Below are 24763 nucleotides of genomic sequence, written 5' to 3'. Positions count from 1 at the left end.
AAGAGCCCCACGAGTGGGGCAAATCCTTGATGCCCCGGCACGAATGGTTCAACGATTTTTACGTGCCCTTCATCACTGAACCAATGCAGGCCTTGAACGTGGTTGCAACCGCAACCGTTGTGTTAGCGTCGGCGGCGGCTGACGGGCCATTTTGGACACACCTCGGCCAAATCTTCCGTCAGACCCATTCGACAGAAACACAGGAGCTTGTTCATGAGCATCGACCTGAGCGACCTGAACTCCGACCCCCGGTACACCCGGCAGGGCGGAATACACGTACCGGCGAACACCGGCGAAACCAAGTGGTTCTCCGGCGACGTGTACACCGTCCGGTTGGGGGCGGCCGCCACCAACGGAGCCATCGGCATCGTGGAGGCCAGCGTTCCGCCCGGCAGCGGTCCGGTCGCGCACACGCACGCCGATCAGGACGAGACCTTCTATCTCCTCTCCGGGGAGCTGGAGTTCCTGGACGGCGATCGAATTTTCACCGCCAGCGCGGGCGACATCGTGTTCATTCCGCGAACCATCCGCCACCGCTTCAAGAACGTCGGCCTGCACACCGCGAAGATGCTTTTCCTGTACACTCCCGGCGGCGCGGAGAACCTTTTCCTTGAGGGCGGCGACGAGCCCGAGCCGGGTGTGGCTGTTCAGGCCTGGGGGCCGGAGCGATTCGACGAGCGAATCCTGGGGCTGTTCCGTAAGCACGGCGTGGAGGCGCTTCCCGAGGACTGGTGAACCGTCCCGTCGAACAGCTGAAGGCCTCCGGTTGTGGAGTGGAGCTGCCCAGGAACCGCAGGCACGCACACCCCAACCCGTGGTCCGCAAGCTCTGGCCGTCGTCGACGCTGATCGGTCCGGCGGTCGCGCGTAGATGGGCGCAACCAGCCTGATGCCGACCCCTGGGTTCCCTGGCTGTGGTGGCGGTAACTCTCGTGAACCTCTCGCCCAACGAGGCCGTTTCCCGAGCGGTGTGCCTTACCGCACGTTGCATCTCGGTATGTGGCTTCAGATTCCGATCGGAGAACAAATATGACTGTGGATGAACTGCGTGGCACCGTGATCGGACCGGTGCTGCTACCCGGCGACGACGGCTTCGCCGAGGAGGTCGCCTCGTTCAACTTGATAAATGTGATGGAGCCGGCTCTCGCGGTCGGTGTAACCAGTGCCGCCGATGTGCAGGCCGTCGTCCGCTACGCGGCCCGGAACCAGCTGGCGGTGGCGGTACGGGCCACCGGGCATCAGGTCGTCAAGGACGCGCGGGGCGCGATTTTGATCAACACGTCGCGGATGCAGGGTGTGCTTGTCGACGCCGACAGCCGAAGCGCCCGGGTGGAGGCCGGTGTCGACTGGGCCACGACGATGGCCGAGACAGCCAAGTTCGGGCTTGCGCCGCTGAGCGGGTCCGCAGCAACGGTCAGCGTGATCGGTTATACCCTCGGCGGCGGGCAGGGCCCCGTGCTGGGCCGCTCGCACGGGTACGCCGCGGACCACGTCCGACGCCTGGAGGTGGTGACTGCGGACGGTGAGTTGCGGCAGGTCACCGCAGAGAGCGAGCCGGACCTGTTCTGGGCGCTGCTCGGTGGCAAGGGCAACTTCGGGGTGGTGACCGCGATCGAGTTCGCCCTGTTCCCGGTGACCGAGTTCTACGGCGGCGGACTGCACTTCGCCGGTGAGCGGATGGAAGACGTGCTGCGGGTCTGGCGCACCTGGGCGCCCGAGCTCCCGGAGCAGGCGACCACCTCGGTCGCCGTGCAGCGGCTCCCGCCCCTGCCCGAACTGCCCGAACCGCTGCGCGGCGCGTTCGTGCTGCACGTCCGGTTCGCGTACCTCGGCACGGCCGAGGAGGGTGAGCGGCTGCTCGCGCCGATCCGCGCGGTTACCAGGCCGCTGGTCGACGGCGTACGGATGCTGCCCTACGCGGACAGCCCACTGATCCACCTGGACCCGCCGACGCCCCTGCCGTACTACGACCGCACGACCACGCTGCGCGAGTTCACCCCCGAGGCGCTCGACGCCCTCCTCGAGTTCGCCGGACCGGCCTCGAACAATCCGCTGGCCAGCATCGAGATCCGGGCCCTCGGCGGCGCCTTCGACCGCGAGCCCACCGTGCCGAACGCGGTGCCCACCCGTGGCGTCCCGTACGTGGTGTTCGCCATCGGGGTGGGCGGGCCCGACCAGGCCGACCTGCTGCGGGGCTGGCTCGAACGCCTCGTCCACACCTTCGAGCCGTGGTCGGTCGACGGCCGCCGGATGGTGAACTTCCTCTCCAAGGACGAGGCCGCTACGCCGGAGCAGGTACGCCTCGCCTACGGCGCGGAGCGCTACGACCGGCTGGCCCGGATCAAGCGCCGCTTCGACCCGGGCAACATGTTCCTGGCCAACCACAACATCCGACCCGCGTAGCACCCGGACGTGGACGCGAGTCTCGACGGGCTACGGAAGCGTGGCCCGTCGAGGCTCAGCGTTGACCCCGGACCGGTGACAGCAGCCGCAGTGCTCGAGCATGCCCCGCGTTCGTCCGCATACCTGCCGATCGTGACGTCCTCGATCGCCGCGCGGTGTCCGCGTACCGGCCAGCTCGGAGTGGCGGCCCTGTCCCAACGAAGGACGTTGCGCCTGCCGCGTTCCGTGGTCATCGACCCTCCCGCGCAGGTGCCGACAGCTACCGCCGCCCGCGTTGGGCGAGGTAGAGATCCCTGACGGTTGGTGCCGACCCGTGGTCGGCGAGCAGTGATTCCAGGTCACCGGAGAAGTCGCGCGGCAGGCCGCTGCCGGTGTCCTCGATGCCCCGCACGCCGACGGTCACGCTGCGCGGTGCCACGTCGGCGATCGTGATCGCGTACGGCCGGCCGTTGGTGATGCGCACGTTCCAGTGCGTCATCCGCGCGCCGAACAGCGGTCCGGACGCGGCGGATCCACCCACCCGGCCGTTGTTCTCGACCGTGATGTCGGTGCGGACGTTCTCGAACGGCAGCGCGCGGTGGGTGTCGAACGTGCCTTCCGCCATGCGCCCGCAGCGGTAGACGTTGCCGGCGGAGAGCCCCTCCACGTTGAGGCCGTGGTGGATCGCGTCGGAGGGAACCGGGACGGTGAACCGTTCGATCTCGAAGTCCTCCACCAGGTTGTCGTTCGCCTGCATCCGGCAGGCGAAGCTGTGGTGGGCGGCCCGCCCGCCGACGGTCACTCCGGTGATGGTGATCGCCTTGGCGGTGGTCAGCCCGAATCCGAGGTCGCAGTTCTCCACGCGGACGTCGCGGGCCCAGCAGTCGTGGACCGCCTGGAAGCACACCCCGTTCGAGCCGGGGTGCCGGTTGTGCGGGGTTTGTGGGACGAGTTCGTTGCGGATCGTGAGGTGCTCGACGCCGGAGTCGTGGACGGTGGGGCCGATCGCGCGCAGCCGAGCCGGCCAGCCGGGCCGCAGGTCGTACTTGAGGGGCTGCGCCAGCCGGACCATCCGGTCGCCGAGGACCGCCGCCACCCGCACCGGCCACTGCAGGGTCGCGTACTGCACGTACTGCCCGCCGGAGCCGGTGACCAGTTGCGGTGCGCCGCGCGGCCAGTCGTAGTCCCGGGTGCCGGGCACGTCGCCGGCGAGGTGGCGCAGCAGGCTCGCGTCCGCCGGGTTCTGGCACTCGAGCACGACCATGTCGCCGGGGCTCAGCCGGCTGGCGTCGGAGACCACCAGGGTTCGCTGGCCGCGGGAGGCGCTACCGACCTCGGCGAGCACGTCACCGAGCAGCCACCCTTCGGTGCCTGCGTAGTCCTCGGCTTCGGAGCGGGCCCGCCGCTCGGGCGCGACGAACCAGATCTGCCCGCCGGTCCAGGACCAACGGCTGTTGCCGTTGGACTGGCGGTTCGGCCGGTATCCGTCGTCGAGGGTGCGGGTGCAGTGAAGCACGGTGGCGTCCCGGCCGGCGCCGCGCAGCACGACCCCCGACCAGTGCATCCAGACCGGCCCGGAGAGTGTCCAGGTCCCGGGCGGCACCAGCACCACTCCCCCGCCGTGTTCGCCGGCGTGGCGTACGGCGGCGTTGAACGCGGCGGTGCAGTCAGTTCCGTCCGGCCGGGCGCCGAAGTCGGTGACCTTCGTGGTGATTCGCGGCCGGGGCGGCTTCTGGCCGAGCCGGTAGCCGGCGGTCGACACGTCTGGCAGCAGCGGATGGCTGCCCGGCGCCTCCCGCCACTGCCGCAGGATCTCCGCGGCGGCGTCGGGTGGCGGGGCGAGGCCATCGGGCACTGCCGCCCGCGCGGGGGCGGCGACGCCGGCGAGCGTCGTGGCGGCGGTGGCGGCGGCCCCAAGACCGAACAGCCCGCGTCGGGTGATGGCGGGATCCGTCATCGGCGCCATGGCCTCTCCTCCGAACCTCGTCGGGGACCGCACGGACCTGAAATCGTTTGCGGTCCGACGTTCACGACACCAAACAGTTCGCCAAGGGTCAATGCGTACAGGATTGAAACTTGTTTCAGAATCGATCTTCGTGCCCGACGGCCGCCGCCGGACGGGTGCATGAAGCGGCCGGTGCGCGGTGAATCGGCCCGACCGTTTGTTGCCATCCGGTGCCGGACACGATTTCGAGAAGCTGCGGTGCCCCGCGGCGCAGGCACCTGACCGGGCCGCGACAGTATCCTTGCCGCCGTCGAGGCGTGAGGCCGCCGATGCTTCGGCACACCGGCCGCGTGCCCGCGGCCTCGGTCACGGCACGGTCGTCTACACCAGCGGTACCGGGCACCTATGCACTCAACCGACGAAGCGACAGCGGACTTTGGTCACCAGGCAGCGGAGGGCAGGAGACCGGCGAGACAGTAGCGCAGACCGCCGTCGGGGAGACGCAGGCGGAGACCCGAGATCAGGGTCGAGGTAACGGGATCGTGGGGATTGTCAGCGGGTGTGCCGGGTGCCCTTTATCGCTATCTGCGCCGGAGCGGGATCGAGGCCACTATCCCGAGCAACGCCGACCAGGACACTCCCCGCAGTAAGCGGGGGTCGAAGGGCTGACGGCCACCTGCCTTCGACTGCGGCGTCGCCACGTACTTCGACATGCTTGCCGTGCGCCACGAGGCCGTCGCACACATCGCCGCGATCGATGAATTGCCTCGACCCGCTTCGGATACCCGCTTACTCGCCCTTGGCCCAGATGGGGCCCTGGTCGGTCCAGGTGACACCCTTGTTGCGGCAGAGGCAGAACGGGTGGCCGACGGGGTCGGTGTAGACACGCCAGCCATAGCCGTCGGGGCCGATGGAGTCCTGCTGCAGGGTCGCGCCGAGGGCCAGGATGCGGCTCTGTTCGACCTCGATGTCGTCGACTTCGAAGTCGAGATGGAACTGCTTGGGGTGCTCGCTGTCGGGCCACTGCGGCGTGCGGTAGTCCTCCACCCGGATGAAGGCCAGCTCGATCTCGCCAAACCGGATACCGGCCCAGTCGCGGTGGCTGCCCTCCTTGACCGGGCGACCCGTCACCTCTGAATAGAAGGCTGCCAGCGCCATCGTGTCCGGGCAGTCGATGATGAAATCGGTGAGTCGCAGCATCCGGCGATCTTGCCACAAGATCAAATAAGCCGCCGGGACGTCACGGTCTTCCGGGGTAGGGCCGCGCTGACGGCATGGGCCTTCGCCGCAACCGCGCGAGCGTGACTCCACCTCCGAGCAGAGAGAACTTCCAGCTTGCGCCGTGCGATCTCCCCTGCGACATCGACGAGGGTGGCCGTCTGCCCGGTCTACGAAGCCCTCCCGGTTCGCGGCATCCTGTGGAGCGGCGAGCAGGTGGCGGCCGGCTGCGGGCGTTTCTAGTTCCGCCAACTGCTTGACGAGTCCGTCCCAGCACATGTGCGACAGTCGGCCTTGGTCCCTCGGTCACCCTGGTTGCGGTCGGTGAGCTCTGAGTGTCTGCGGGCGCACTCAAACTGAGGCCGAGAATGAACCATTGCCGCCAAGACGCCGTGCACGAGGGGAAGGCCACCCAGCTCGCTGATCTTGACCCAGGCGATGTCGTCATGCTCGTCAGGTGCACGGTTGGTGGGAGAGCCGACCCATTCTCCGATTTGCCAGACGCCCACGTGAACGGCGTCGTCACCACTGCCGTCATGCACGACGCCCAACCGGGAAGCGGACTCCGCCACGATGTGAACACCGAGCTCCTCGTGCATCTCACGCGCGAGGGCTTGCAGTTCCGACTCACCCGCTTCGACCTGCCCCCCAGGCAGATCCCAGACATCTGGGTACGCCCGTTTGGTCGGCCTGCGGTGTACCAGCAGGATCGCACCGTCTTCAACGAGCGCGCCTGTGACGACGACATGCATGACGGGATTAGAGCACGGGTATAGGACAAGCTCGATCCAGCCAAGGGGACGCCCAGACGTCCGGATCCGCGGCGATCCGATCGATACGGGGCGTGGCAGCTCATCGCCGGCGGTTCGGCCGAGCCCGCGATACACGCCCGTGTCGCGGACCGTGGAGGCACCCGCGGTGCCCTTTGAGGATCATGTCGGGCATCAGGTGGGACGTGAGCGTGAAGCATGTCCCGCGACAGGGACACCGGCTGCCGGCGGAGTCGGGTCCGTGATCATCTGGCGCCTGAGGTCGGCTGCCACATGAAGCGTTCGAAGCAGACGAGCGCGGCGAGGACGGCGGTGATCACGCCGAAGGCGCCGAGGGCGGGCAGGCTCCGACCGACGGGAAGCAGTGCGAGCATGACGCCGGCCGCGACGATCTGGGCGCGTGGGGTGTGTCCGACGGTGAAATGCAGGAACAGGCCCCGGCCGATGAGGTAGACGACCGGGCCACCGAACAGGGCTGCTGTGGAGGTCCAATCCAGCGGCGCTCCGGCAGGATGCTGCGACGGGTGGTGGGCCAGGTGCTCGAGGACGAGTTCGATGCCCAGGGCCAGGTAGATGATCCCGGCAATGAGCGGGAAGTGGGCCAGGCTGTAGGCGTTGATGGCAGGCCGGACGCGGTCCCGGTCGGGGAGACGCGCCAGGGCCTGTCCGGCCGGTGCGGCGGCGTTCTCGAAGTACAGCCACCACAAGGCCGTGGCATTGGCCACGGCGAGCACTGCGGCGATCAGGACCGGCCAGCGGGTGACCGCCGATCCGGCGCCGGCGCCCACCGCGATCAGCGACTCGCCCAGGGCGATAATCAGCAGCAGGCCATGCCGGTCGCACAGGTGGCTAGCACTGCGCACCCGAAATCGGTCTTTGCTGAACACCGAGATGGACGCGCTACCGAGGCAGTCGATGAGGAACGCCGCGGCCCACAACAGCGTTTGTGTGGTACCGCCGAGCAACGCCCCGAGCAGCAGCGGGATCCAGCCCCCCACGATCGGGATGGCATAGCGGAGGCCGGGCGCCGGAATTGGCCGGTTAACGACGGCCACGTGCCAGTTGAGTAGGTAGAACGCGGTCCGGATCACGATGTACGCCACCGCCACCGTCAGTGCTTCGGACACCGTCCAGCTGTCGTGCCCCCACGCGTACGGGATGACCAAGCCGGCCACGAACATTGCAACCATCACCACGACCAGCCCGGCGCGGACCAGGCCCACGTCGGCGCGGACCTGGTTGGCGAGCCAGGCGAAGGTAGTGAAGGGCCACCACAGCAACATCAGGAACACCAGGCCCTGCGCCAGGACGAGCGGCGTCGGCGACCCTGCCATGAACGTGGCCACGCGGATGAAGGCGAACGCGAACACCAGGTCGAAGAAGATCTCAAACGGCGTGGTGCGTTGGGCCTCACCGATCGGCACCGGGCGCCGAATCCCCAAGGTATGCGCCATAGACGATCTTCCTACTCATCCCGCCAATTCGGACCCGGACGCCTAATATGGCGCCAGCCCACCAGCGATCCATGGCCGAGACGGCAGCCGAGGCGTCCCCAACGGTTCGGGCGACCTCCGTCGTCGACGCACCGCCCGGACTTCCAGCACCACGCGATTCCCCTGCTCCGTCACGGCAAACTCCGACAGCGCACGGCGCACCGTCACGCAGGTTCTGCAATCAGACAGGCTGGCTGCCGGCGAGGTCGGCTGCCAAATCTATGTGCCGCTCCCCTCGCCGGTGAGCTGGCCAGCCACCTACGGCGACTGCATCGCCGGATGCGGGACACCGACAAGGCGATCGAGGCCGCGTTCAGTGATCAACCGCAGCCCGGCATCATCCGCAGCCTGCCTGGCAGGAGGGCACTGGTGGCGGCAGAATTCATCGTCGCGGTCGGGGATCTGTCGACCTTCGTCAGCCCTGATCACCTCGCCGAATACGCGGGTCTGGCGCCGGTGTCCTTCACCTGGCCGGACGGTCGCACGCCGAGCGTCCGCGCCATGCTCTTGGACATGATTGAAGAGTACGCACGGCACACGGGCCACGCGGACATCCTGCGCGAGGCGGTGGATGGTCGCGTGGGCGAAGGCGCGCCTGAGGACTTCACCTTCTAAACCCCCCCTTCTACCGTGATCAGCGCGCAGAGGTGTCGCAGATCAGTCGGCGGAGAACTGTCGCGCATCAGGCGGCGGTGGACACGCTTCAGATGCTGCGTCCAGACGTCGATTGAACGCCGTGTCTAGTCCCATCACATGCTTGACGAATCCGTCCCAGCACATGTGACGGTTGGTCTAGGTTCCATCCTGCGTGGTGCCGGGCCATGGTGCGGGGCCAGGCTGCTCGGCGCCGGTGCGGGGTAAGTCCGCAGGGGTCTGGGTGACAATCTCGCGCATGAGCGCCTCTGACGTCGTAGCGGTCGATCTCACTTCGGACGAGCGGTTCCTTCTCAGGCGAGGTCTGGCCGAGTGGGGTGGACCCGCGCATTCCACGGATGATCTCGCCCGAGCTATGGGCTTCCGGGATCAGGTGGACCTCTACCACGGCGAGGGTCGCAGGCTGAGAGAGGCACTGGACCGGGGGGAGCCGTTGTCGAGGTCGCAGTGGCGAAAGCTGTTGTTCTCCACTGAGATCGTCTTCGCGAGTGACGTGGTGGGTTCTGGCTCTGACTGGTCGATCACCACTGGCCTTTCTGACGAGGAGACGATCAAGTTGTTGCGGGTGGTGCAGCGGAAGGTGGCCCGCGCACTACGGATGTCTTAGGCATCGGCGGCCACGACCACCGTGAAATGAGTAGGTCAACCGTTCATCCCTCGGGTGGCTCGCCGTGCCCCAGAATCGATCACGCCACCGCCACCAGGCAGAGTGGTAGCGGGTAGCGTCCGGCTGCATGGAGGTCTTCCTGCTCGGTCACGTCCGCCACGCCCGGTGGCTCGACGGGCGGCCAACAACGCACCGAGACGAAGCCGGCGAGCTGGTCTGGGACGAGGAAGACGGTGACGACCTCAAAGTGCTGGGGGTGTACTCGTCGGAGGCACGAGCGGAGGAGCGGATACAGCGAGCTAGGAAGCTGCCTGGCTTCCGCGACGAGCCCGACTGCTTCTACATCAACCGCTACAGCCTCGACGAGGACCACTGGAACGACGGCTTCGTTTCCTTTCCCGATGACGGTCAGGCCGACTGAACGACAGGTTCCTCGCGGTGGACGAGCCGGGCCATCCACGGGCCACACAGCGGTGTCACCTCAGGCCAAATCAGGCCACGTGGAGGCCCGTCGAGCAGTCGTAGAGAACCCACTCACAGCCGATCTCGTGCAATTCCTAAGCCGACAGTGCGGGGTGGGTCGCTGCAGCGCCCGTCGCCGCCACGGAAAGCTGTGTATGCAGGGGCAGGGCCTATAGAGGCCGGACCGCGACCACCGGCATTGGGAGATGTCGAGAGACATATCAGCTGCTCGGGCGACGTTTTGCCAGGTAGACGGATGCAGGCAGCTTGATCCCGCGGCCGGCAGCACGTCTCAGGCGGTGAGCCGGGCAACGTGGTCGATCAGGACGCCCCGGAACCCGTCGTGCTCGGGCAGGTCCGTACCGAAGATCTCCTCGACCTGCAGCAGCGAGTCGACCAGCCGCTTCGCATCGCCCGCACCGGCGGCCGCCGCCACCTGGAGCCGGTCGGCCAGCGGGTCGTCGAGCGGAAGCTCCCGGCCGTGGGCGTCGCGGCCCTTCGCGACGTACGCCATCCAGGCGGCGACCGCGAGTGCGGCCTGCTGCGGGATCGCCCCGGCGGCCAGGCGGTCCCGGACGGTGCCGAGCAGCCGGACCGGCAGCTTCTGTGACCCGTCCATGGCGACCTGCACGGTCCGGTGCGGCAGCGCCGGGTTGGCGAACCGCTGCAGCACCTGCCGCCGGTAGCCGGCCAGGTCCAGGCCGTCGGGCACGCGCAGGGTCGGCGCCACGTCCTCGACCATCAGCGCCTCAGCAGCGGTGGCGAGTTCGTCGTCGGCGAGGGCGGCCGCGATCGTGTCGTGGCCGCGTAGGGCCCCCAGGTAGGCGAGCAGCGAATGGGTGGCGTTGAGCATGCGCAGCTTCACCGACTCCCAGGCGGCGACGTCGTCGGTGAACACCGCGCCGGCGAGGTCCCAGGCGGGCCGGTCGGCGGCGAAGTCGTCCTCGATGACCCACTGGCGGAACGGTTCGGCCACCACGACGCCCCGGTCGTCCAGCCCCAGCACCGTCCGGACGTTCGCGCGGTCGTCGTCGGTGGTGGCCGGCACGATCCGGTCGACCATGCAGGACGGGAAACGCACCGAGGCGGCGATCCAGTCGGCGACCGATCCCGCCTCGGGGTCCGGCAACGCGTCCAGGAAGTCGTGCACCAGGCCGTGCAGGACCTCGCCGTTGCCGACGAGGTTGTCGCAGGAGAGCACGGTGACCGGTCCGGCGACGCCGGCCGCGCGTCGCTGCAACCCGCGGACGAGCTGCCCGACGACGGTCCGCGGGGGCCGTCCCGCGAGGTCGGCGGCCACCTCCGGGTCCGACCGGTCGAGCCGGCCGGTGCGGTCGCGGCGGTAGCCCTTCTCGGTCACGGTGAGCGTGACGAGGCGTACGGCGGGGTCGGCGATCCGGTCGACGACCGCTGCCGGATCGCCCGCCCCGTGCAGCACCTCGCGGACGCTGCCGACGACGCGCACCGGCTCCGCGCCGGGGCCTCGCTCCAGCACCGTGTAGAGGCCGTCCTGCGGGGTCAGCTGGTCGCGTACGGACGGCGACCGCTGGGTGACCCCGGCGATGCCCCAGTCGTCGCGGCCGGTGGCCGCCGCGGCCAGCTCGGTGTAGACGGCCTGGTGTGCTCGGTGGAACGCGCCGATGCCGAGGTGCACGATGCCGACCCGCAGCGCGCGCGGATCCACCAGCGGCGGGATGAACGTTGTGCTGCGGCCGAGCCGGTGCAGTGCGTCGGGGCGCAGCCGCGGCATCTCGCTCACAGTACGGCCCCGAGCTGCCACGGGACGATCTCCTCGCCGCCGAGGCCGAGTTCCTCGCTCGCGCTGCGGCGGCCGGACGCCACGTCCAGCAGCAGGTCGTAGACCTGCCGGCCCATCTCGTCGAGGGGGACGCCCTGCTCGACGACCGGGGAGCAGTCCAGGTCGATGTCGGCGGCCATCCGGTTGGCCAGCTCGGCGTTCGTGCCGAGCTTGACGGTCGGGACCGGGCGGCTGCCGAAGACCGAGCCGCGACCGGTGGTGAAGCAGATGAGGTTCGCCCCGCCGGCGACCATCCCGGTCACGGAGACGGGGTCGTAGCCGGGGGTGTCCATGAAGACCAGCCCGGGCCGCGGGATCGGCTGCGCGTAGTGGCGTACCGCGGCGAGCGGGCTGCGGCCGGCTTTCGCCACCGCGCCCAGCGACTTCTCCAGGATGGTGGTGATGCCGCCCGCCTTGTTGCCCGGGGACGGGTTGGCGTCCATCGTGGTGCCCTGCCGTCCGGTGTACTCCTCCCACCAGCGGATCCGCTCCAGCAACGCCTCGGCCGTCTCCGGGCTGGTCGCCCGCGCGGCGAGCAGGTGTTCGGCGCCGTAGATCTCCGGGGTCTCGCCGAGCACGGAGGTCGCGCCGGCCGCCACCAGCAGGTCCGAGGCGACGCCGAGGGCCGGGTTCGCGGTCAGTCCGGACCAGCCGTCGGACCCGCCGCACTGCAGGCCGAGCACGAGCTCCTCGACGCCCAACTCGGTGCGGGTCGCGCCGGCGAGGTCCCGCATCATGCCCCGGACCAGTTCGACGCCGCGGTTCACCGCGGCGGATGTGCCACCCAGTTCCTGGATGGTGTACGACGACACCGGCACGTGGTCGGCCACGCCGAGGTCGGCCATGAGCCCGGTCACTGCGTTCACCTCGCAGCCGAGCCCGACGACGACCAGGCCGCCGATGTTCGGGTTGCGGGCGTAGCCGGCGAGGGTGCGGCGCAGCACCTCCCATCCTTCGCCGCGGTCGGCCATCCCGCATCCGGTGCCGTGGGTCAGGGCGACGACGCCGTCGACGCCGTCGAGGCCTTCCGCGTCGTCCTCGGTGACCCGGGCGATCTTCCGGGCGACGGTGGCCGAGCAGTTGACGGTGGTCAGGACGCCGACGTAGTTGCGGGTGGCGCCGCGACCGTCGGGGCGGCGGTAGCCGTGGAAGGTGCGGCGCAGGTCTGCGGGGAGCCTCGGTGCGGCGGTTGTGCCTTCGCCACCGGTCATGCGGGCGGCGGCGTCCTGCGGCATCCCGAGGTTGTGCAGGTGCACGTGCTCACCCGCGCGGATCTGCGTCAGGGTCCGTCCGATCACCTGGCCGTACTTGCGTACCGGCGTTCCGGCGGGCAGGTCGCGCAGGGCGACCTTGTGCCCGGCGGGCACGTCGTCGCGAAGCGTCACGCCGACCGCCCCCGGCAGCGCCAACGGCTCCCCCGCGGTCATCGGTGTCGTCGCCACCGCGACGTCGTCGCTGTCGTACAGGACCACCACGCTCATCGGTTCGCCTCCCTTCCCACGGGTGTGCCGTTCCGTCCGCCGACCGTCCGGCGGGTCACGATGGCCGGGGCGTCGGTGGACGTCACGGCTCCGGTTCCTCCTTGACCCGGGCGACGAGCTGGGTCGGGTTGACGTACCGCAGCGCGATGACGAGCAGCACCAGCATCATCGCGGTGTACATGACCGCCATGGCGTCCACCGACTGCTGGGCGCGGATACCGGCCGCGGACATCGAGTAGTAGAGCGCGACGACGAGGGTCTGCGAGTCCGGGCCGGCGGTGAGGAAGGTGAGCTCGAACATGCCGACGGTCCGGACCAGGACGAGGATCGCCGAGGCGAGCATCCCCGGCAGCAGCAGGGGCGCCAGCACCCGCAGGAACACCGACCGCATGCCGGCCCCGCACATCCGGGCGGCGCTCTCGATCCGCGGGTCGATCTGCTCGATGAACGGTGTCATGGTCAGGATCACGAACGGCACCGACGGGACGAGGTTCGCCAGCACCACGCCGGAGAGGTGGCCGGCGAAGCCGAACTTGTAGAGCACGGTCGCCAGCGGGATGCCGTAGGTGATCGGTGGCATCAGGATCGGCAGCAGGAAGAGCAGGTAGATGGCGCGTTTCCCGGGGAAGCTGCGCCGCGCCAGCACGTACGCGGCCGGGACGCCGATCACCAGCGACAGTCCCACGACGAGCAGGGACACCTGCAGGGTCACCGTGATCACCTGGAGCAGCGCGAACTCGGTCCACGCGTCGCCGTACCACTTGGTGGTGTAGCCGTCCGGGAACCAGGTGTCGAACCAGCGCTGGCCGAAGGAGCTGACCAGCACGGATCCGACGACGCCCAGCAGGTTGAGGAAGAAGAAGATGACCGCGCCCCAGACGAGCCAGGCGGCGGGGCGGGCGACGATCCGTCGCCGGGTATCGGTTGCCGCGGTGGTGGTGACCATCAGCCCTTACCTCCCGTGGAACCGGTGTAGAAGCGCGTCCGGGCGAACAGCACCACCGCGATGACCACCAGCTCGATCAAACCCATGATCATCGCGATCGCCGAGGCGTACGGGTAGTCGTACTGCTCGTAGGCCGCCTGGTAGGCGGCGATCGAGATGACCCGGGTCTCCCCTGCCGGGTTGCCGACCAGGACCGCTGACGGGAACACGCTGAACGCGAGGACGAACGTCAGGCAGAACGTGGTGGCCAGACCAGGCATCAGCAGCGGCAGGGTGATCATGCGGAACCGCTGCCACCAGCCGGCGCCGAGGGTCGCCGCGGCCCGTTCGAGCGTCGGGTCGATGCCGGACAGGTACGACAGGACGAGCAGGAACGCGAAGGGGAACCCGGTGATGATGAGCGAGAAGAAGACGCCCCAGTAGTTGTGGACGAGCCGGATCGGCTCGTCGGTGAGGTGCAGCGCGGTCAGCACCCGGTTGAACCAGCCGGTCGGGCCGAGGAAGTTCAGCAGGCCCTGGGCGGTGAGCACGGTGCCGAGGGTGATGGGCACCACCAGCAGGATCGTGACCAGCCGCTTGCCGCGGAACCGGCCCCGCATCCGGTACGCGATCGGCACCGACGCGACCACGTTGAGCAGCGCGGCGGGCAGCGCCAAACCGAGCGTGGTCCAGATCGTGTCACGCTGGTATGCGTCGCTGAAGAAGCGCGCGTAGTCGCTGAACGGGCCGCCCTCGGTCGGCTGGAACGACAGGCCCAGCCCGTAGAAGAACGGGTAGAGGAAGAGCAGCACGACGAAGAGCAGCGCCGGGGTGAGCAGCCACAGGTGACGGTCGACGCCGCGCTCGGCGAGGCGGTGCTGCCAGTGGACCCGCGCCGGAGGCGGCGCGGCCGGGGTGGGGGTCGTGACGCTCATCCGACCAGCCCGGGTTCCTCGACCACGGCCGCCGCGGGGTCGGCGGGCCGGGTGGCGGCCGCATCGCCGGGGAAGACGAGCAGCCGCTGCGGGTCGATGCTCAGGCTGACCCGGTCGCCGGGCGCCACCCGCTGGTCGGTACGCAGGTGCACCCGGGAGCCGGCGGCGGTGACCGCCTCCGCCGCCAGTTCCCGGCCCTGGTACTCGACCACCTCGATCTCCGCCGGCACCGCGTTGCTCGTCGCACCGCCCTGATCGACCCGGACGTCCTCGGGGCGCACCGCGACGATCACCTCGTCGCCCGACGCGACCGGGCCGACCGGGACGCCAACGAGCCGCAGGCCGTCCAGCTCGACGGCGACCGTGTCGTCCACGGTCTCCCGCACCCGCATCGTCCACAGGTTGCGGTAGCCCATGAAGTCGGCGACGTGCCAGTTGGCCGGGCGGGTGTGCAGCTCCTCCGGGGCACCGATCTGCTGGACGCGGCCTTCCCGCAGCACCACCAGCCGATCGGCCAGCGAGAGCGCCTCCTCCTGGTCGTGCGTCACGTAGACCGTGGTGAGGCCCAACGACTGGTGCAGCCGGCGGATCTCGGTACGCATCTCCAGGCGCAGCTTCGCGTCGAGGTTGCTCAGCGGCTCGTCCATCAGCACCAGCGACGGTTCCAGGACCACCGCGCGGGCGATCGCCACCCGCTGCTGCTGGCCGCCGGAGAGCTGGCCGGGTAGCTTCCCGGCGTGGTCCTCGAGGCGTACCAGGCGGACCGCCTCGTCGGTGCGGCGGCGGATCTCGTCCTTCGGCAGCCGCCGCATCCGCAGCCCGAACGCGATGTTGGCCCGCACGGACATGTGCGGGAACAGCGCATAGTTCTGGAATACCATTCCGAAGCCGCGGCGCTCCGGCGGCAGCGTGTCGATGCGCCGCTCGTCCTGCCAGATGCTGCCCGCTGTCAGGGGCAGCAGCCCGGCGAGGCAGTTCAGGGCGGTGGACTTGCCGCAACCCGACGGACCGAGCAGGGCGACGAACTCGCCCGCCTCGATCGTCAGGTCGAGGTCGCGCAGCGCGTCATGGCCGCCGAAGCGACGCGACACGCCCTCCAGCCGCAGCTGGGAGAACGCTTTGGCGCCGGCGGTCATCCCTGCTTGACCTTCCCGCTACCGATCTCGCGGTCCCACCTGTCGAACGCCGCCACCAGCGCCTTCGCGTCCAGCGGCACCTCGGTCGGGTTGTTCGCGATCAGCGCGTCGTACTCCGGCCGACCGAAGTCCCGGATGGCGTCCTGGCTCTTCTGCGGCGCGTCCGACAGCTGCACACCCTGCACCGCCGGGCCCGGGTAGAAGTAGCCCTCGTCGTAGGCCTTCGCCTGCTGCTGCGGCGTGAGCATGAACGCCAGCAGAGCCAGCACCGCGGCCTGGCTGTCCGTCGACGCCCCCTTCGGGATCACCGCGTAGTGTGCGTCGGTCACCCAGTGGAACCCCTCAAGCGAGGTGACCTTGGCCTCCTTCGGCACCGTGCCGAGCACTCGGGGGTTGATGTCCCAGCCGGTCGTCGACGCGATCACGTGCGCCGACCCGTTGGCCAGGTTCTTCATCGTCTCGGCGGTGCCGGACGGGTAGTAGTCGACGTGCTGGTTGAGTTCCTTGAGGTAGGCCCACGTCTTGTCCCACCCGTTCACCGGGTCCTTCGGGTCCTTGTCGCCGAGGATGTAGGGCAGCCCCATCAGGAACGTACGCCCGGGACCGGAGTTCGACGGGCGGGCGTACTGGACCTTGCCGGGGTGGGCCTTGGCGTACGCGAGGAGCTGCTCCGCGCTGGTCGGCGGGGTCGCCACGGTCCCCGGCAGGTACTCCAGCAGCGGCCCGGACGGGTAGTAGGTGACCGTCACGCCCGCGTTGCCGGCGAGCTTCTGCATGGCGGCCGCCGGCGCAAGATAGTTGTTCATGCCGGTCAGCCGGCTCTGGAACTTCGGCAGGACGTCGAGCCACAGCCCCTGGTCGATGCCGGCCGCGAGGCCGTCCACGCCGGTGAGCACCAGCCCGATGTCCACCCGGTCGGCGTTCTGCTGCGCCTTGATCTTGCCGACCAGCTCCGGGGCGGGCGACTTGGAGTAGGTCACCTTGGAGATGACGTCCGGGTTGTTCTTCACGAACTCGTCGATCATTCCCTGGGTCAGTTGCAGGTTGCCCGCGACGTCGAGGATGTTCAGCGCCACGGCCTTGGTCGGCTTGTCGGGAACCTCGCCGTCGCTGTTGCCGCCGGAGCCGCCGGAGGTGTCCGGGGCGCCGCAGGCGGCGGTAACGGTCAGCAGGGACGATGCTGCGGCGATCAGGGCGCTCCGCCGGGTGATGCCCATGAAACTTCCCTCTCTCGGTCGTCAGTCACGGTGGTGGTGATGGGTGGGGGCGCGTCCTTCCGGCCGGAATGTCAGTCGGTCGGCGCGACCCCGGTCGAGCCGCGAACCAGCAGCTGGGTGGGCAGCTCCCGACGCGGCTTGCGCACACCGTCGGGCCGCTCCAGCAGCGACAACAACAGGTCGACGGCGGCGCGGCCGGCCTGCTCCTTGGCGAGCGAAACGGTGGTGAGCGTGGGCGACGACATCGACGACATCTGAATGTCATCGATGCCGATCACGCTGATGTCCTGCGGTACGCGCAAGCCACGGTCTCGCAGCCGGCCGAGCAGGCCCAGCGCCATGACGTCGTTGTAGGCGATGACGGACGTGACACCGGCGGCGACGATGAGATCCGCCGCGGCGACCCCGCCCTCGAACTGGGGCGGGAAGTGACCCGCCACGTACAGATCCATCCCGGCCGCGGCGGTCGCGGCGCGCAGCGCCCGGATCCGGTCGCGGTCGGACCACGACGCACGCGGTCCACCGACCCACCCAACCCGCTTGTGCCCGAGCGCCGCCAGATGGGCGACGGCCTGCCCGATCCCGTCCGAGTTGTCGAAGACGACGGACGGAACCCGCCCGAAGCGCCGGTTGACCATGACCAGGGTCGTGGTCGCGGCGAGCGTGAGGATGTCCTCCTCACGCCCTCGCGGCGAGCAGAGGATGAGCCCGTCGACCTGCTTGGCGAGGACCCGCACCAGATCGCTCTCCGCGGCCGGATCCTCGTCGGAGTCGGCCAGGAAGACGGCGTAGTCCGCCTCCCGGGCCCTGGCCTGCACGCCCTTCACCAGGCTGGGAAAGAACGGATTGGCCAGGTCCGGCACGATCAGCCCCAGGTTCCCGGTCTTGCCGGTGATGAGACCCCGCGCGGCCCGGTTCGGTTCGTAACCCAACCGCTGGGCCGCGCGCAGCACCCGTTCCCGGGTCACCGAGTTGACCAGCCCGGGCATCGACAGCGCCCGGGACACGGTGGACGGTGAGACGCCGGCCTCCCGAGCCACCTCGCGGATCGTCGTGCGCAACGGTTCACCTCCTCGATCGTGGAACCGTCACGTCCGAAGTTTGAAACCGATTGCAGAACCCTGTCAATACTCGCGCGTATGAATGTTCCCCGGCTGCAGTAAAGCCACCCTTGTGACAGAGACTCGTCGATGCAATCCTTTGCAGGGCCCGTTCCATCGAAGCCGCGAAGGAGAAGTTGGTGGCACAGCTGCGTCTGCACCCCGACCGCGCGCTACCGGCCGACAACGACATCCGCGCCGTAGCCCGCCGCATCTACCACTCCACGCGGGAGCTGCCGCTGCTCTGCATGCACGGGCACGTGGACGCCGCCGTCCTCGCCGACGACGAACGCTTCTCCGACCCGGCCAACCTGCTGGTCGTGCCGGACCACTACGTGACCCGGATGCTCGTCTCGCAGGGTGTCACCCTCGACCAGCTCGGCGTCCCGCGCCTCGACGGCACGGTGGCCGAAACCGACCCCCGCGCCATCTGGCGACTCTTCTGCACCCACTGGCACCTGTTCCGCGGCACCCCCAGCCGCTACTGGCTGGAACATGAGATCGCCGAGGTGCTCAAGCTCGACCTCACCCCCGGGCCCGACACCGCCGACGAGCTCTACGACCTCATCGACGCGCGACTGACCGAACCGGGCTTCCGGCCGCGTACCCTGCTCGACACCTTCAACATCGAGCTGATCGCCACCACCGACTCCGCGACCTCGCCGCTGCACGACCACGCCCGGCTCCGCGAGGCAGGGCTCGGCGAACGGGTAGTGCCCACCTTCCGCCCGGACGCCCTCACCCACGTCGGCCACCCCGGTTGGACCCGCCAGCTCGAACACCTCCAGCAGCTGACCGGCGAGGACACCGGCGACTACGCCAGCTACCTCGCAGCCCTGCGCGCGCGGCGCGCAGCGTTCGTCGCCGCCGGTGCCCGAGCCACCGACCACGGCCACCTCACCGCCGCTACCGAGCCGCTCAGCCCCGCCGACGCCCGACGGATCTACACTGACGCCCGCCACGGCACGGTCAGCCCCGACGCGACGGAGGCGTTCGCCGGCCACATGCTCTACGAGATGGCCCGGATGTCCTGCGACGACGGCCTGGTCATGCAGATCCACCCCGGCGTGCTCCGCGACCACGATCCCGAAATCCACGCCGAATTCGGCTCCGACCTCGGCTTCGACATCCCGGTCGCGGCCGAGTTCACCCGTTCGCTGCGGCCGATGCTCAACGCCTTCGGCCGCGATCCGAGATTCCGGCTGGTGCTCTTCACCGTCGACGAGACCGTCTACTCCCGAGAACTCGCCCCACTCGCCGGCGTCTACCCCGCCGTACGCCTCGGTGCGCCGTGGTGGTTCCTGGACAGCCCCGACGGGATGCGCCGCTTCCGCGAACTGGTGACGGAGACGGCCGGCTTCTACAACACCAGCGGCTTCGTCGACGACACCCGAGCGTTCCTGTCCATCCCAGCCCGGCACGACCTCGCCCGACGCATCGACGCCGGCTACCTCGCCCGCCTCGTCCTCGAACACCGACTGACCGAGGACGAGGCGATCGAAACGGCAACCGACCTGGCCTACCGCCTTCCCCGAGAGGCCTACGCCCGACGGATCGAGTGAGGGCGTCCGGGTCTATGCAGCGAAACCCGCCACACAGCGAGAATCGGCGACACGGACGAGGGTATGCAGCGGCACCGGGCAGGGTGACCAGCACAGGTAGAAGGCCAGTTCGCCGGTGCTGCGGTTGCGGCGGATGAGCAACCATCGGTGCTCACCGGGCTGGGTGGCGGTGGTGCTCCACGCCCACAGGTAGTCGCGGGGACCTTTCGCTCCCGGGCCGCAACTGTGCCGCTGCCACTCGGCGGTGGGGATCCGATGGCAAGGGATCCAACCACCGCAACGCGGCAGCCTCTCCTGACACTGACGAGAGGATATCCGGAGGTGTCAGGATCAGCGCACGCCCTGGCGTGCGCTGATCCTGAACCGCTGCTCAGAGTCGGAATGTCGGCTTGCCCGGCTCCGGGAAGGTGCGCGTGTACGCCCGGATGTAGCTGTCGAGGAACGGTGAGCGCTCCCCCGCGGTCGGCACGTCGTCCGCGGTGTTCTCCGTCGCCAGCCGCAGGACCGCGCCGGTCACGCGGATCGTGGCGCCCGACGGCGTGTCCCGCCAGCTCCCGGTCGTGATCGAGCCGATCTCGACCGCGAGCCGGTGCCCGGCCTGCAGCGTCCAGTCGGTCGACTTGAGGTCGAACCCGACCCGGCCCTTCTCGACCAGCGATACGTTCTCGTCGAACATCACCGCCGTGCCGTCGGGCGCGACGTCCCACACCTTGACCATGACGTTGCCCGCCGCATGAGCCGTGAGCTCGACGCGCGGCGTGGCGGTCAGCCGCGTCTCCTGCCGCACGACGTCGGACCACACGAGGTAGCTCGACGCCGGCTCCGCGGAGGCCGCGTCGGACGACGCCGACGGCGAGGCCGCCTTGCGCGTCGCCCCGAGCCCCTCGAGCCTCGGGGCGCTCTCCATGTCCCACTGCCCGTAGCTCTTCGGAAGGGCGAGCGTGGACGGCGACGACGCGTACGGCACGCCCGCGGCGCCGCCGTCGTCGACGTAGGTGCCGTTGCCGAGCGCCACGGTGATGCGGCGATCGGGGGTCGGCCAGGTCGGCTCGGCCCGCCACTCGCCGAGGTTGTCCTCGATCGAGTAAGTGGGGTACGTCGTCGTCGGCTTCTCGCCCTTGAGGTACTGGTCGTAGAAGCTCATCACCTCGTCGAACCAACCCTCGCGGCCCATCGCCAGGCGTCCGTCGGACACGCGGTCGTTGCCGCGCACGTGGTCCCACTGGCCCAGCCAGCCGCGCTCGGGGCCGACGTGGTTCTCGAGGAACTCCTCCATCTCCTCGGGCTTGGTGTTGTTCTCGATGAAGCCCGCCGTGATGAACAGCGGAGTCGTCGTGCCCTTGGCCTTGGCTGCCATGTCACGCGCCTGCCAGAAGGGGGCGCTCGGGTCCGGTTCGTAGTTGTCCGCGATGTTCTTGCTGAGGCACTCGGGGTGCGACTCCTCGTACCGCGCGTTGGCCTGGTAGCGCGAGGTGTCGTCGGCCAGCGGGTCCATCGTGGCGATGTTGTTGTAGGAGTTCGGCGTGCCGGTGGCGTTCGGGCGCGGCACCCCGTTGGAGAACAGGTAGTTGTACCCGGTCCAGATCGACTCCTGCGCCACGACCGCCTTGAGCTGCGGCATCTTGAGGTTGTTGCCCATCAGACCGGTGGCGCCATCGTAGGACTTGCCGTACATGCCGACGTTGCCGTTCGACCACGGCTGCGAGGCCGACCACTCGATGGCCGCGCGGACGTCGTTCTGCTCGCCCGGGCCCTTGTTGTCGAGGCAGCCGGTGGACCCGCCGAACCCGCGCAGGTCGACCATGACGTACGTGAAGCCCTCGTCGAAGAGGTCGGCGCCCTCGAGGAAGTCGTTGAAGCGTGCCGACGGCCCGGTGCGGGTGAAGCCCTCGGGCCCGGTCTGCCCGGCGTGACCGAAGTAGGGCCCGACGGCGAGGATGACGGGCGTCTTCGCGCCCGCCGGCAGTCCCTCGGGCCGCAGCACGTCGGCGTGCAGCTCGACCCCGTCCGTCGACGGGAAGTAGTGCTGCGTCCAAACCGAGCCCTCCGGGACCCGGTCGTTCTCCTCGTGGGTGATCCCCTCCGGCGGGGCCTCCGCCGCCGTCGCGGGGGTCGCCGCCGCGACCCCTCCCGTGAAGACGCTCGCGGTCAGCAGCACGCCGAGCGCCGCCGCCGTCGTCCGTCTCTGCATCGATGTCTCCTCGTCGTCCGTAATGGGTGACTCTGGGTGACGCGGCGGGTCGCCGCGTCCAACGCAGCCGTACATCGGTCGCGGTTGGTCGGGTCTGGACGGACCGGAGGGAGCGTTCCGTTGGCCGGGACGCTCCCTCCGGTCGCTACCGATCGGTGCTGTGGCTCAGCTGGTGAACTTGAAGTAGGCGCGGTGCTGGAAGCCGTCGTCGAGGGTCAGGACGAACTCGCGGCAGGTGCCGGCCCAGGCGGGGTCGGTCTTCCACGGGTACAGGTACCGGCCGTTCGCGGTGACGGTCATCTTGGACCCGCCCGGGGTCTGCGCCGCGACCGGCGTGGGACGGGGCGTGATCGGCCCGTCCGGGTTGACGGTCTTGAGGGTGTCGCAGTCCACCAGCCGGGAGTACGGGGAGTTGCTGGCTAGGATGTCCAGACCCCGGTTGGCGGCCAGCTTGAACCGCAGCGGCACCGCGTCACCCGCGTCGACCTCGTTCAGCGCCGGCTGAGCGGCCAGCCCGGTGAAGTCACCCCGGCAGGACGGGTGCGTGTCGAACGCCTCGGTGTTGTCGTCCCGGTTCGTGGTGCCCTGCACCGCGCTGTAACCCAGACCGCGGCGGGCGAACGACGCCCACAGCGTGCAGGCGTTCTCGCCACCGGTCAACGCCGCGTCCGCGGCGATGATGGCGTTGCGACCGGTCACGAAGCCCGGGCCACAGCCCTGCATCTTCAGCCCGTCGATCACGAGCTGCATGGAGAGGTTGTTACCGCCGGTCTCCCAGGAGTCGTAGACGTTCGGGTTCAGCCCGTGCTTGTCGATGAGGTCCCAGGTCATGTCCCAGAGGACCGACGCCCAACCGTGACCGATGCCGTGCGGCGCGGCCAGGGAGGTGCCGTTCAGCCAACCGCCGGTCTTGATGCTGTCGTATGTGAAGGGCTGTACCTCCATGTTGCGCGAGTACGGCCGCGGCCGGAGACCGTTACCGCTCCGGTTCTCCTGGAACAGGACGTAGGGCACCAGGCCGCGCTGACCGTCGGCCGTGTCGAGCCTCGGGTCGAGCAGGGTGGTGACGGCGAAGTAGTCGCTCCAGCCCTCGCCCATCTGCTCGTTGCCGGTCAGGCAGTTGATCGTCGGGCCGCCGGTGAGCCGGTTGGAGATGCCGTGACCGTACTCGTGGATGATGATGCCGGCGTCGAGGTCGCCGTCGCGGATGCCCGGGTGGTTCGGGTGCTTACGCGCCGACCCGGTGACGTCGCCGGCGGCGATCGCGGCCTTGATGGTCGCTCCGTCGGCCTGGGTCACGGCGATCGCCGGGATGGTGACCGGCGTGGTCGTCATGGAACCGGTCAGCACCGGCGCGGCCCCGGCGGCGTCGTGCGCGACCACGGCCGCCTTGGCGCCGAGGGACTCGGCGACCTGGGTGCGCTGCAGGTAGCTGCAGGCGGCGGTGCCGCCGTCGACCACCGCTATCCAGTCGCCGCTCGGCAGCGTGCCGGGGTACGCGTCCGCCGCACAGCCGGTGCCGCCGTACACGAACTGGCCGGACCGGCCGGCCGCCGAAAGCGCCGGGCTGAACCGCGACCACGACGCGTCGAAGGAACCGACGCCATTGACGGCGACCTGGTTCTGAGCGCCGAACTGGTTGCCCGGCCACAGGTACATCTGCATCCGTGGGGTACCCGTGCCGTCCACCGGAGGCGTCGAGAAGTTCGCGTTGTTCGTGCCGTTGCCATCCGCGGCCTCGGCGCGCACGTAGTCGCCGGCCGCGCCGCCGCGACCGTAGTTGTTGACCTGGAAGTTGCCCGACGCCTCGTCGAAGCCGTAGAGGTAGGAGACGTCGTGGATGATGTTGTTCCAGTAGAAAAGGTTGGCCGTCGCCGCGTCCCGGTAGTTCTGCGGGTTCCCCGCGAGGTCGAGCGGGAAGTCGAAGCTCAGACCGGCCCCGCCGTTGGGGCTGCTGCCGAAGTCCGCGGCGTTGTCGACGTCCTGGTCCTGGTACGCGTGCACGTTGTTGCCCTGGGTGGTGGTGTGCTCGGCGCCCGGGACGCCGTCGGTGTCGTGCCAGCCGTACGGCGACGCGGTGCCGTCCGCCGGGTTGGTCACCAGGGTGCGCGGCCCGTCGTTCGGGCTCTCCGTCGGGTAGCCGTAGACCCGGTAGCTCGATCCGTCCTGCGCGGGGTCGCGGGTGCCCAGGCCGCTGGCGCCGGCCGGCAACGTCCGACCCTCCACCTGGCTCAGGGTGCCGGACAGCTCGTCGACGTGCTCGTGGGTGGTCCAGTCGTCGGCGTTGAGGAGTTCACCGGTCCGGGCGTCCACCGCCGCGTTCCACAGGTGCGCAGCCGACGAGTCGTCAATGACCAACTGCCACGCCAGGCGCAGCCCCTCGTCAGTCGGCTGCCACCCCAGCTTCGCCGGGATCGGCTGCTCCGAGATACCACTGCCGGACACCACGGTCCGCTTCGCCGCACCACCGGCCCGGCTCACCACCCGCGGATTCTTCGGCTTGGCCAGCTTCAGGCCCTTCGCGGCCGCCTCCACCGCCTGCACGGCGTCCAGCGACGCGGTCCCGGACACCTTCTCCGACAGACCCGACACCAGCGAGTCACCCACGAAGATCACACTGCCGTCACGAGCGACGTTCACCGTCGCCGTGGCACCGAAGACCTCCAGGTCCTTGTACCGCTGCGCCAGGTTCACATGCGTCACGCCGTTGTGCCGGCTCGTGTAGCGGGACGCCACCGCCAGATCACGCAGGTCGGCGTCGGTCACGCCGTACTGCACCGGTTTCGCCCGCAGATAGTCGATCGCGATGCTGTCCGGCGTCCCCTCGTTCGGACCAGTCAGAAAGATCGGATTCGGCCTCGCCGCACCCTCCTCCGGAGCCGCCGAAG

19 protein-coding genes and 1 pseudogene are annotated in these 24763 nt (G+C 69.4%); 6 read left to right on the top strand and 14 right to left on the bottom strand.

Annotated features, from left to right (window positions below):
• Positions 1-213: 213 nt before the first annotated feature.
• Both D7147_RS23190 and D7147_RS23185 read left to right on the top strand, forming a co-directional pair.
• Entirely contained in the window at positions 214-735 is a 522-nt protein-coding gene (locus tag D7147_RS23190) for a cupin domain-containing protein (protein WP_120681088.1), read from the top strand.
• A 293-nt stretch (positions 736-1028) separates the two neighbouring features.
• Entirely contained in the window at positions 1029-2402 is a 1374-nt protein-coding gene (locus D7147_RS23185) for an FAD-binding oxidoreductase (protein WP_120681086.1), read from the top strand.
• Positions 2403-2661: 259 nt separating this feature from the next.
• Here the strand turns inward: D7147_RS23185 and D7147_RS23180 are convergent, their stop codons facing one another.
• From D7147_RS23180 to D7147_RS23165, 4 genes are all read right to left on the bottom strand, one after another.
• Complete coding sequence (locus tag D7147_RS23180; RefSeq protein WP_120681084.1) at positions 2662-4347, bottom strand: glycosyl hydrolase family 28-related protein; 1686 nt, start codon at positions 4345-4347, stop codon at positions 2662-2664.
• Positions 4348-5115: 768 nt separating this feature from the next.
• The gene (locus D7147_RS23175; RefSeq protein WP_120681082.1) at positions 5116-5526 is read right to left on the bottom strand and encodes a VOC family protein; all 411 of its coding nucleotides are present in this window, start codon (positions 5524-5526) and stop codon (positions 5116-5118) included.
• Between the two features lie 257 nt (positions 5527-5783).
• Positions 5784-6296: an NUDIX domain-containing protein gene (locus D7147_RS23170; protein ID WP_120681080.1), complete on the bottom strand. Its 513-nt coding sequence runs from the start codon at positions 6294-6296 to the stop codon at positions 5784-5786.
• A 263-nt stretch (positions 6297-6559) separates the two neighbouring features.
• Positions 6560-7768 carry a low temperature requirement protein A gene (locus D7147_RS23165; RefSeq protein WP_120681078.1) on the bottom strand — a complete coding sequence of 403 codons (1209 nt, stop codon included), beginning with the start codon at positions 7766-7768 and terminating at the stop codon, positions 6560-6562.
• A gap of 318 nt (positions 7769-8086) precedes the next feature.
• On the opposite strand from D7147_RS23165, the gene D7147_RS33740 reads away from it, so the two are divergent.
• The 3 genes from D7147_RS33740 to D7147_RS23150 all read left to right on the top strand — a co-directional run bounded on the left by D7147_RS33740 (position 8087) and on the right by D7147_RS23150 (position 9489).
• Positions 8087-8422 carry a mycothiol transferase gene (locus D7147_RS33740; protein WP_158609388.1) on the top strand — a complete coding sequence of 112 codons (336 nt, stop codon included), beginning with the start codon at positions 8087-8089 and terminating at the stop codon, positions 8420-8422.
• A gap of 277 nt (positions 8423-8699) precedes the next feature.
• Positions 8700-9068: a hypothetical protein gene (locus tag D7147_RS23155; protein WP_120681076.1), complete on the top strand. Its 369-nt coding sequence runs from the start codon at positions 8700-8702 to the stop codon at positions 9066-9068.
• Positions 9069-9195: 127 nt separating this feature from the next.
• Complete coding sequence (locus D7147_RS23150; protein ID WP_120681074.1) at positions 9196-9489, top strand: DUF7336 domain-containing protein; 294 nt, start codon at positions 9196-9198, stop codon at positions 9487-9489.
• A 333-nt stretch (positions 9490-9822) separates the two neighbouring features.
• On the opposite strand, the gene D7147_RS23145 is transcribed toward D7147_RS23150, so the two are convergent.
• From D7147_RS23145 to D7147_RS23115, 7 genes are all read right to left on the bottom strand, one after another.
• Entirely contained in the window at positions 9823-11280 is a 1458-nt protein-coding gene (locus D7147_RS23145; protein ID WP_120681155.1) for a mannitol dehydrogenase family protein, read from the bottom strand.
• Between the two features lie 5 nt (positions 11281-11285).
• Positions 11286-12809, bottom strand: a complete 1524-nt coding sequence (locus tag D7147_RS23140) for a UxaA family hydrolase (protein WP_120681072.1) — start codon at positions 12807-12809, stop codon at positions 11286-11288.
• Positions 12810-12891: 82 nt separating this feature from the next.
• A complete protein-coding gene (locus tag D7147_RS23135) occupies positions 12892-13755 on the bottom strand; it encodes an ABC transporter permease (RefSeq protein WP_120681070.1) in 864 nt (287 codons plus the stop codon).
• Positions 13755-14669, bottom strand: coding sequence for an ABC transporter permease (locus D7147_RS23130; RefSeq protein ID WP_120681068.1), 915 nt, complete (start codon positions 14667-14669; stop codon positions 13755-13757). The genes D7147_RS23135 and D7147_RS23130 overlap by 1 nt, the downstream gene beginning before the upstream one ends.
• Positions 14666-15805 (bottom strand): ABC transporter ATP-binding protein, encoded by a 1140-nt coding sequence (locus tag D7147_RS23125; RefSeq protein ID WP_120681066.1) that lies wholly within the window; start codon positions 15803-15805, stop codon positions 14666-14668. The genes D7147_RS23130 and D7147_RS23125 overlap by 4 nt, the downstream gene beginning before the upstream one ends.
• Complete coding sequence (locus tag D7147_RS23120) at positions 15802-17022, bottom strand: extracellular solute-binding protein (protein WP_120681064.1); 1221 nt, start codon at positions 17020-17022, stop codon at positions 15802-15804. Before D7147_RS23120 ends, D7147_RS23125 begins: the two co-directional genes overlap by 4 nt.
• Positions 17023-17093: 71 nt before the next feature.
• Complete coding sequence (locus D7147_RS23115) at positions 17094-18083, bottom strand: LacI family DNA-binding transcriptional regulator (RefSeq protein WP_120681062.1); 990 nt, start codon at positions 18081-18083, stop codon at positions 17094-17096.
• Between the two features lie 179 nt (positions 18084-18262).
• On the opposite strand from D7147_RS23115, the gene uxaC reads away from it, so the two are divergent.
• A complete protein-coding gene (gene uxaC / locus D7147_RS23110) occupies positions 18263-19684 on the top strand; it encodes a glucuronate isomerase (protein ID WP_199734244.1) in 1422 nt (473 codons plus the stop codon).
• A gap of 36 nt (positions 19685-19720) precedes the next feature.
• On the opposite strand, the pseudogene D7147_RS33790 reads toward uxaC, so the two are convergent.
• The 3 genes and pseudogenes from D7147_RS33790 to D7147_RS23095 all read right to left on the bottom strand — a co-directional run.
• A pseudogene (locus tag D7147_RS33790) lies at positions 19721-19939 on the bottom strand (IS701 family transposase); the annotation flags it as partial.
• A gap of 115 nt (positions 19940-20054) precedes the next feature.
• Complete coding sequence (locus tag D7147_RS23100) at positions 20055-21875, bottom strand: CocE/NonD family hydrolase (RefSeq protein ID WP_120681058.1); 1821 nt, start codon at positions 21873-21875, stop codon at positions 20055-20057.
• A gap of 165 nt (positions 21876-22040) precedes the next feature.
• The gene (locus tag D7147_RS23095; protein ID WP_233563342.1) at positions 22041-24653 is read right to left on the bottom strand and encodes a M36 family metallopeptidase; all 2613 of its coding nucleotides are present in this window, start codon (positions 24651-24653) and stop codon (positions 22041-22043) included.
• Between the last annotated feature and the right edge of the window lie 110 nt (positions 24654-24763).

Origin of the sequence: Micromonospora musae (genome assembly GCF_003626545.1) — a bacterium.
GTDB lineage: Bacteria > Actinomycetota > Actinomycetes > Mycobacteriales > Micromonosporaceae > Micromonospora > Micromonospora musae.
Note: the sequence above shows the minus strand (reverse complement) of the source record. Positions and strands in the feature narration are given on the sequence as shown.

Excerpts from the sequence above, each read along its gene's own strand:
- D7147_RS23190 (WP_120681088.1), top strand. The coding sequence starts at position 214 with ATGAGCATCGACCTGAGCGACCTGAACTCCGACCCCCGGTACACCCGG.
- D7147_RS23185 (WP_120681086.1), top strand. The coding sequence starts at position 1,029 with ATGACTGTGGATGAACTGCGTGGCACCGTGATCGGACCGGTGCTGCTA.
- D7147_RS23180 (WP_120681084.1), bottom strand. The coding sequence starts at position 4,347 with ATGGCGCCGATGACGGATCCCGCCATCACCCGACGCGGGCTGTTCGGT.
- D7147_RS23175 (WP_120681082.1), bottom strand. The coding sequence starts at position 5,526 with ATGCTGCGACTCACCGATTTCATCATCGACTGCCCGGACACGATGGCG.
- D7147_RS23170 (WP_120681080.1), bottom strand. The coding sequence starts at position 6,296 with ATGCATGTCGTCGTCACAGGCGCGCTCGTTGAAGACGGTGCGATCCTG.
- D7147_RS23165 (WP_120681078.1), bottom strand. The coding sequence starts at position 7,768 with ATGGCGCATACCTTGGGGATTCGGCGCCCGGTGCCGATCGGTGAGGCC.
- D7147_RS33740 (WP_158609388.1), top strand. The coding sequence starts at position 8,087 with ATGCGGGACACCGACAAGGCGATCGAGGCCGCGTTCAGTGATCAACCG.
- D7147_RS23155 (WP_120681076.1), top strand. The coding sequence starts at position 8,700 with ATGAGCGCCTCTGACGTCGTAGCGGTCGATCTCACTTCGGACGAGCGG.
- D7147_RS23150 (WP_120681074.1), top strand. The coding sequence starts at position 9,196 with ATGGAGGTCTTCCTGCTCGGTCACGTCCGCCACGCCCGGTGGCTCGAC.
- D7147_RS23145 (WP_120681155.1), bottom strand. The coding sequence starts at position 11,280 with ATGCCGCGGCTGCGCCCCGACGCACTGCACCGGCTCGGCCGCAGCACA.
- D7147_RS23140 (WP_120681072.1), bottom strand. The coding sequence starts at position 12,809 with ATGAGCGTGGTGGTCCTGTACGACAGCGACGACGTCGCGGTGGCGACG.
- D7147_RS23135 (WP_120681070.1), bottom strand. The coding sequence starts at position 13,755 with ATGGTCACCACCACCGCGGCAACCGATACCCGGCGACGGATCGTCGCC.
- D7147_RS23130 (WP_120681068.1), bottom strand. The coding sequence starts at position 14,669 with ATGAGCGTCACGACCCCCACCCCGGCCGCGCCGCCTCCGGCGCGGGTC.
- D7147_RS23125 (WP_120681066.1), bottom strand. The coding sequence starts at position 15,805 with ATGACCGCCGGCGCCAAAGCGTTCTCCCAGCTGCGGCTGGAGGGCGTG.
- D7147_RS23120 (WP_120681064.1), bottom strand. The coding sequence starts at position 17,022 with ATGGGCATCACCCGGCGGAGCGCCCTGATCGCCGCAGCATCGTCCCTG.
- D7147_RS23100 (WP_120681058.1), bottom strand. The coding sequence starts at position 21,875 with ATGCAGAGACGGACGACGGCGGCGGCGCTCGGCGTGCTGCTGACCGCG.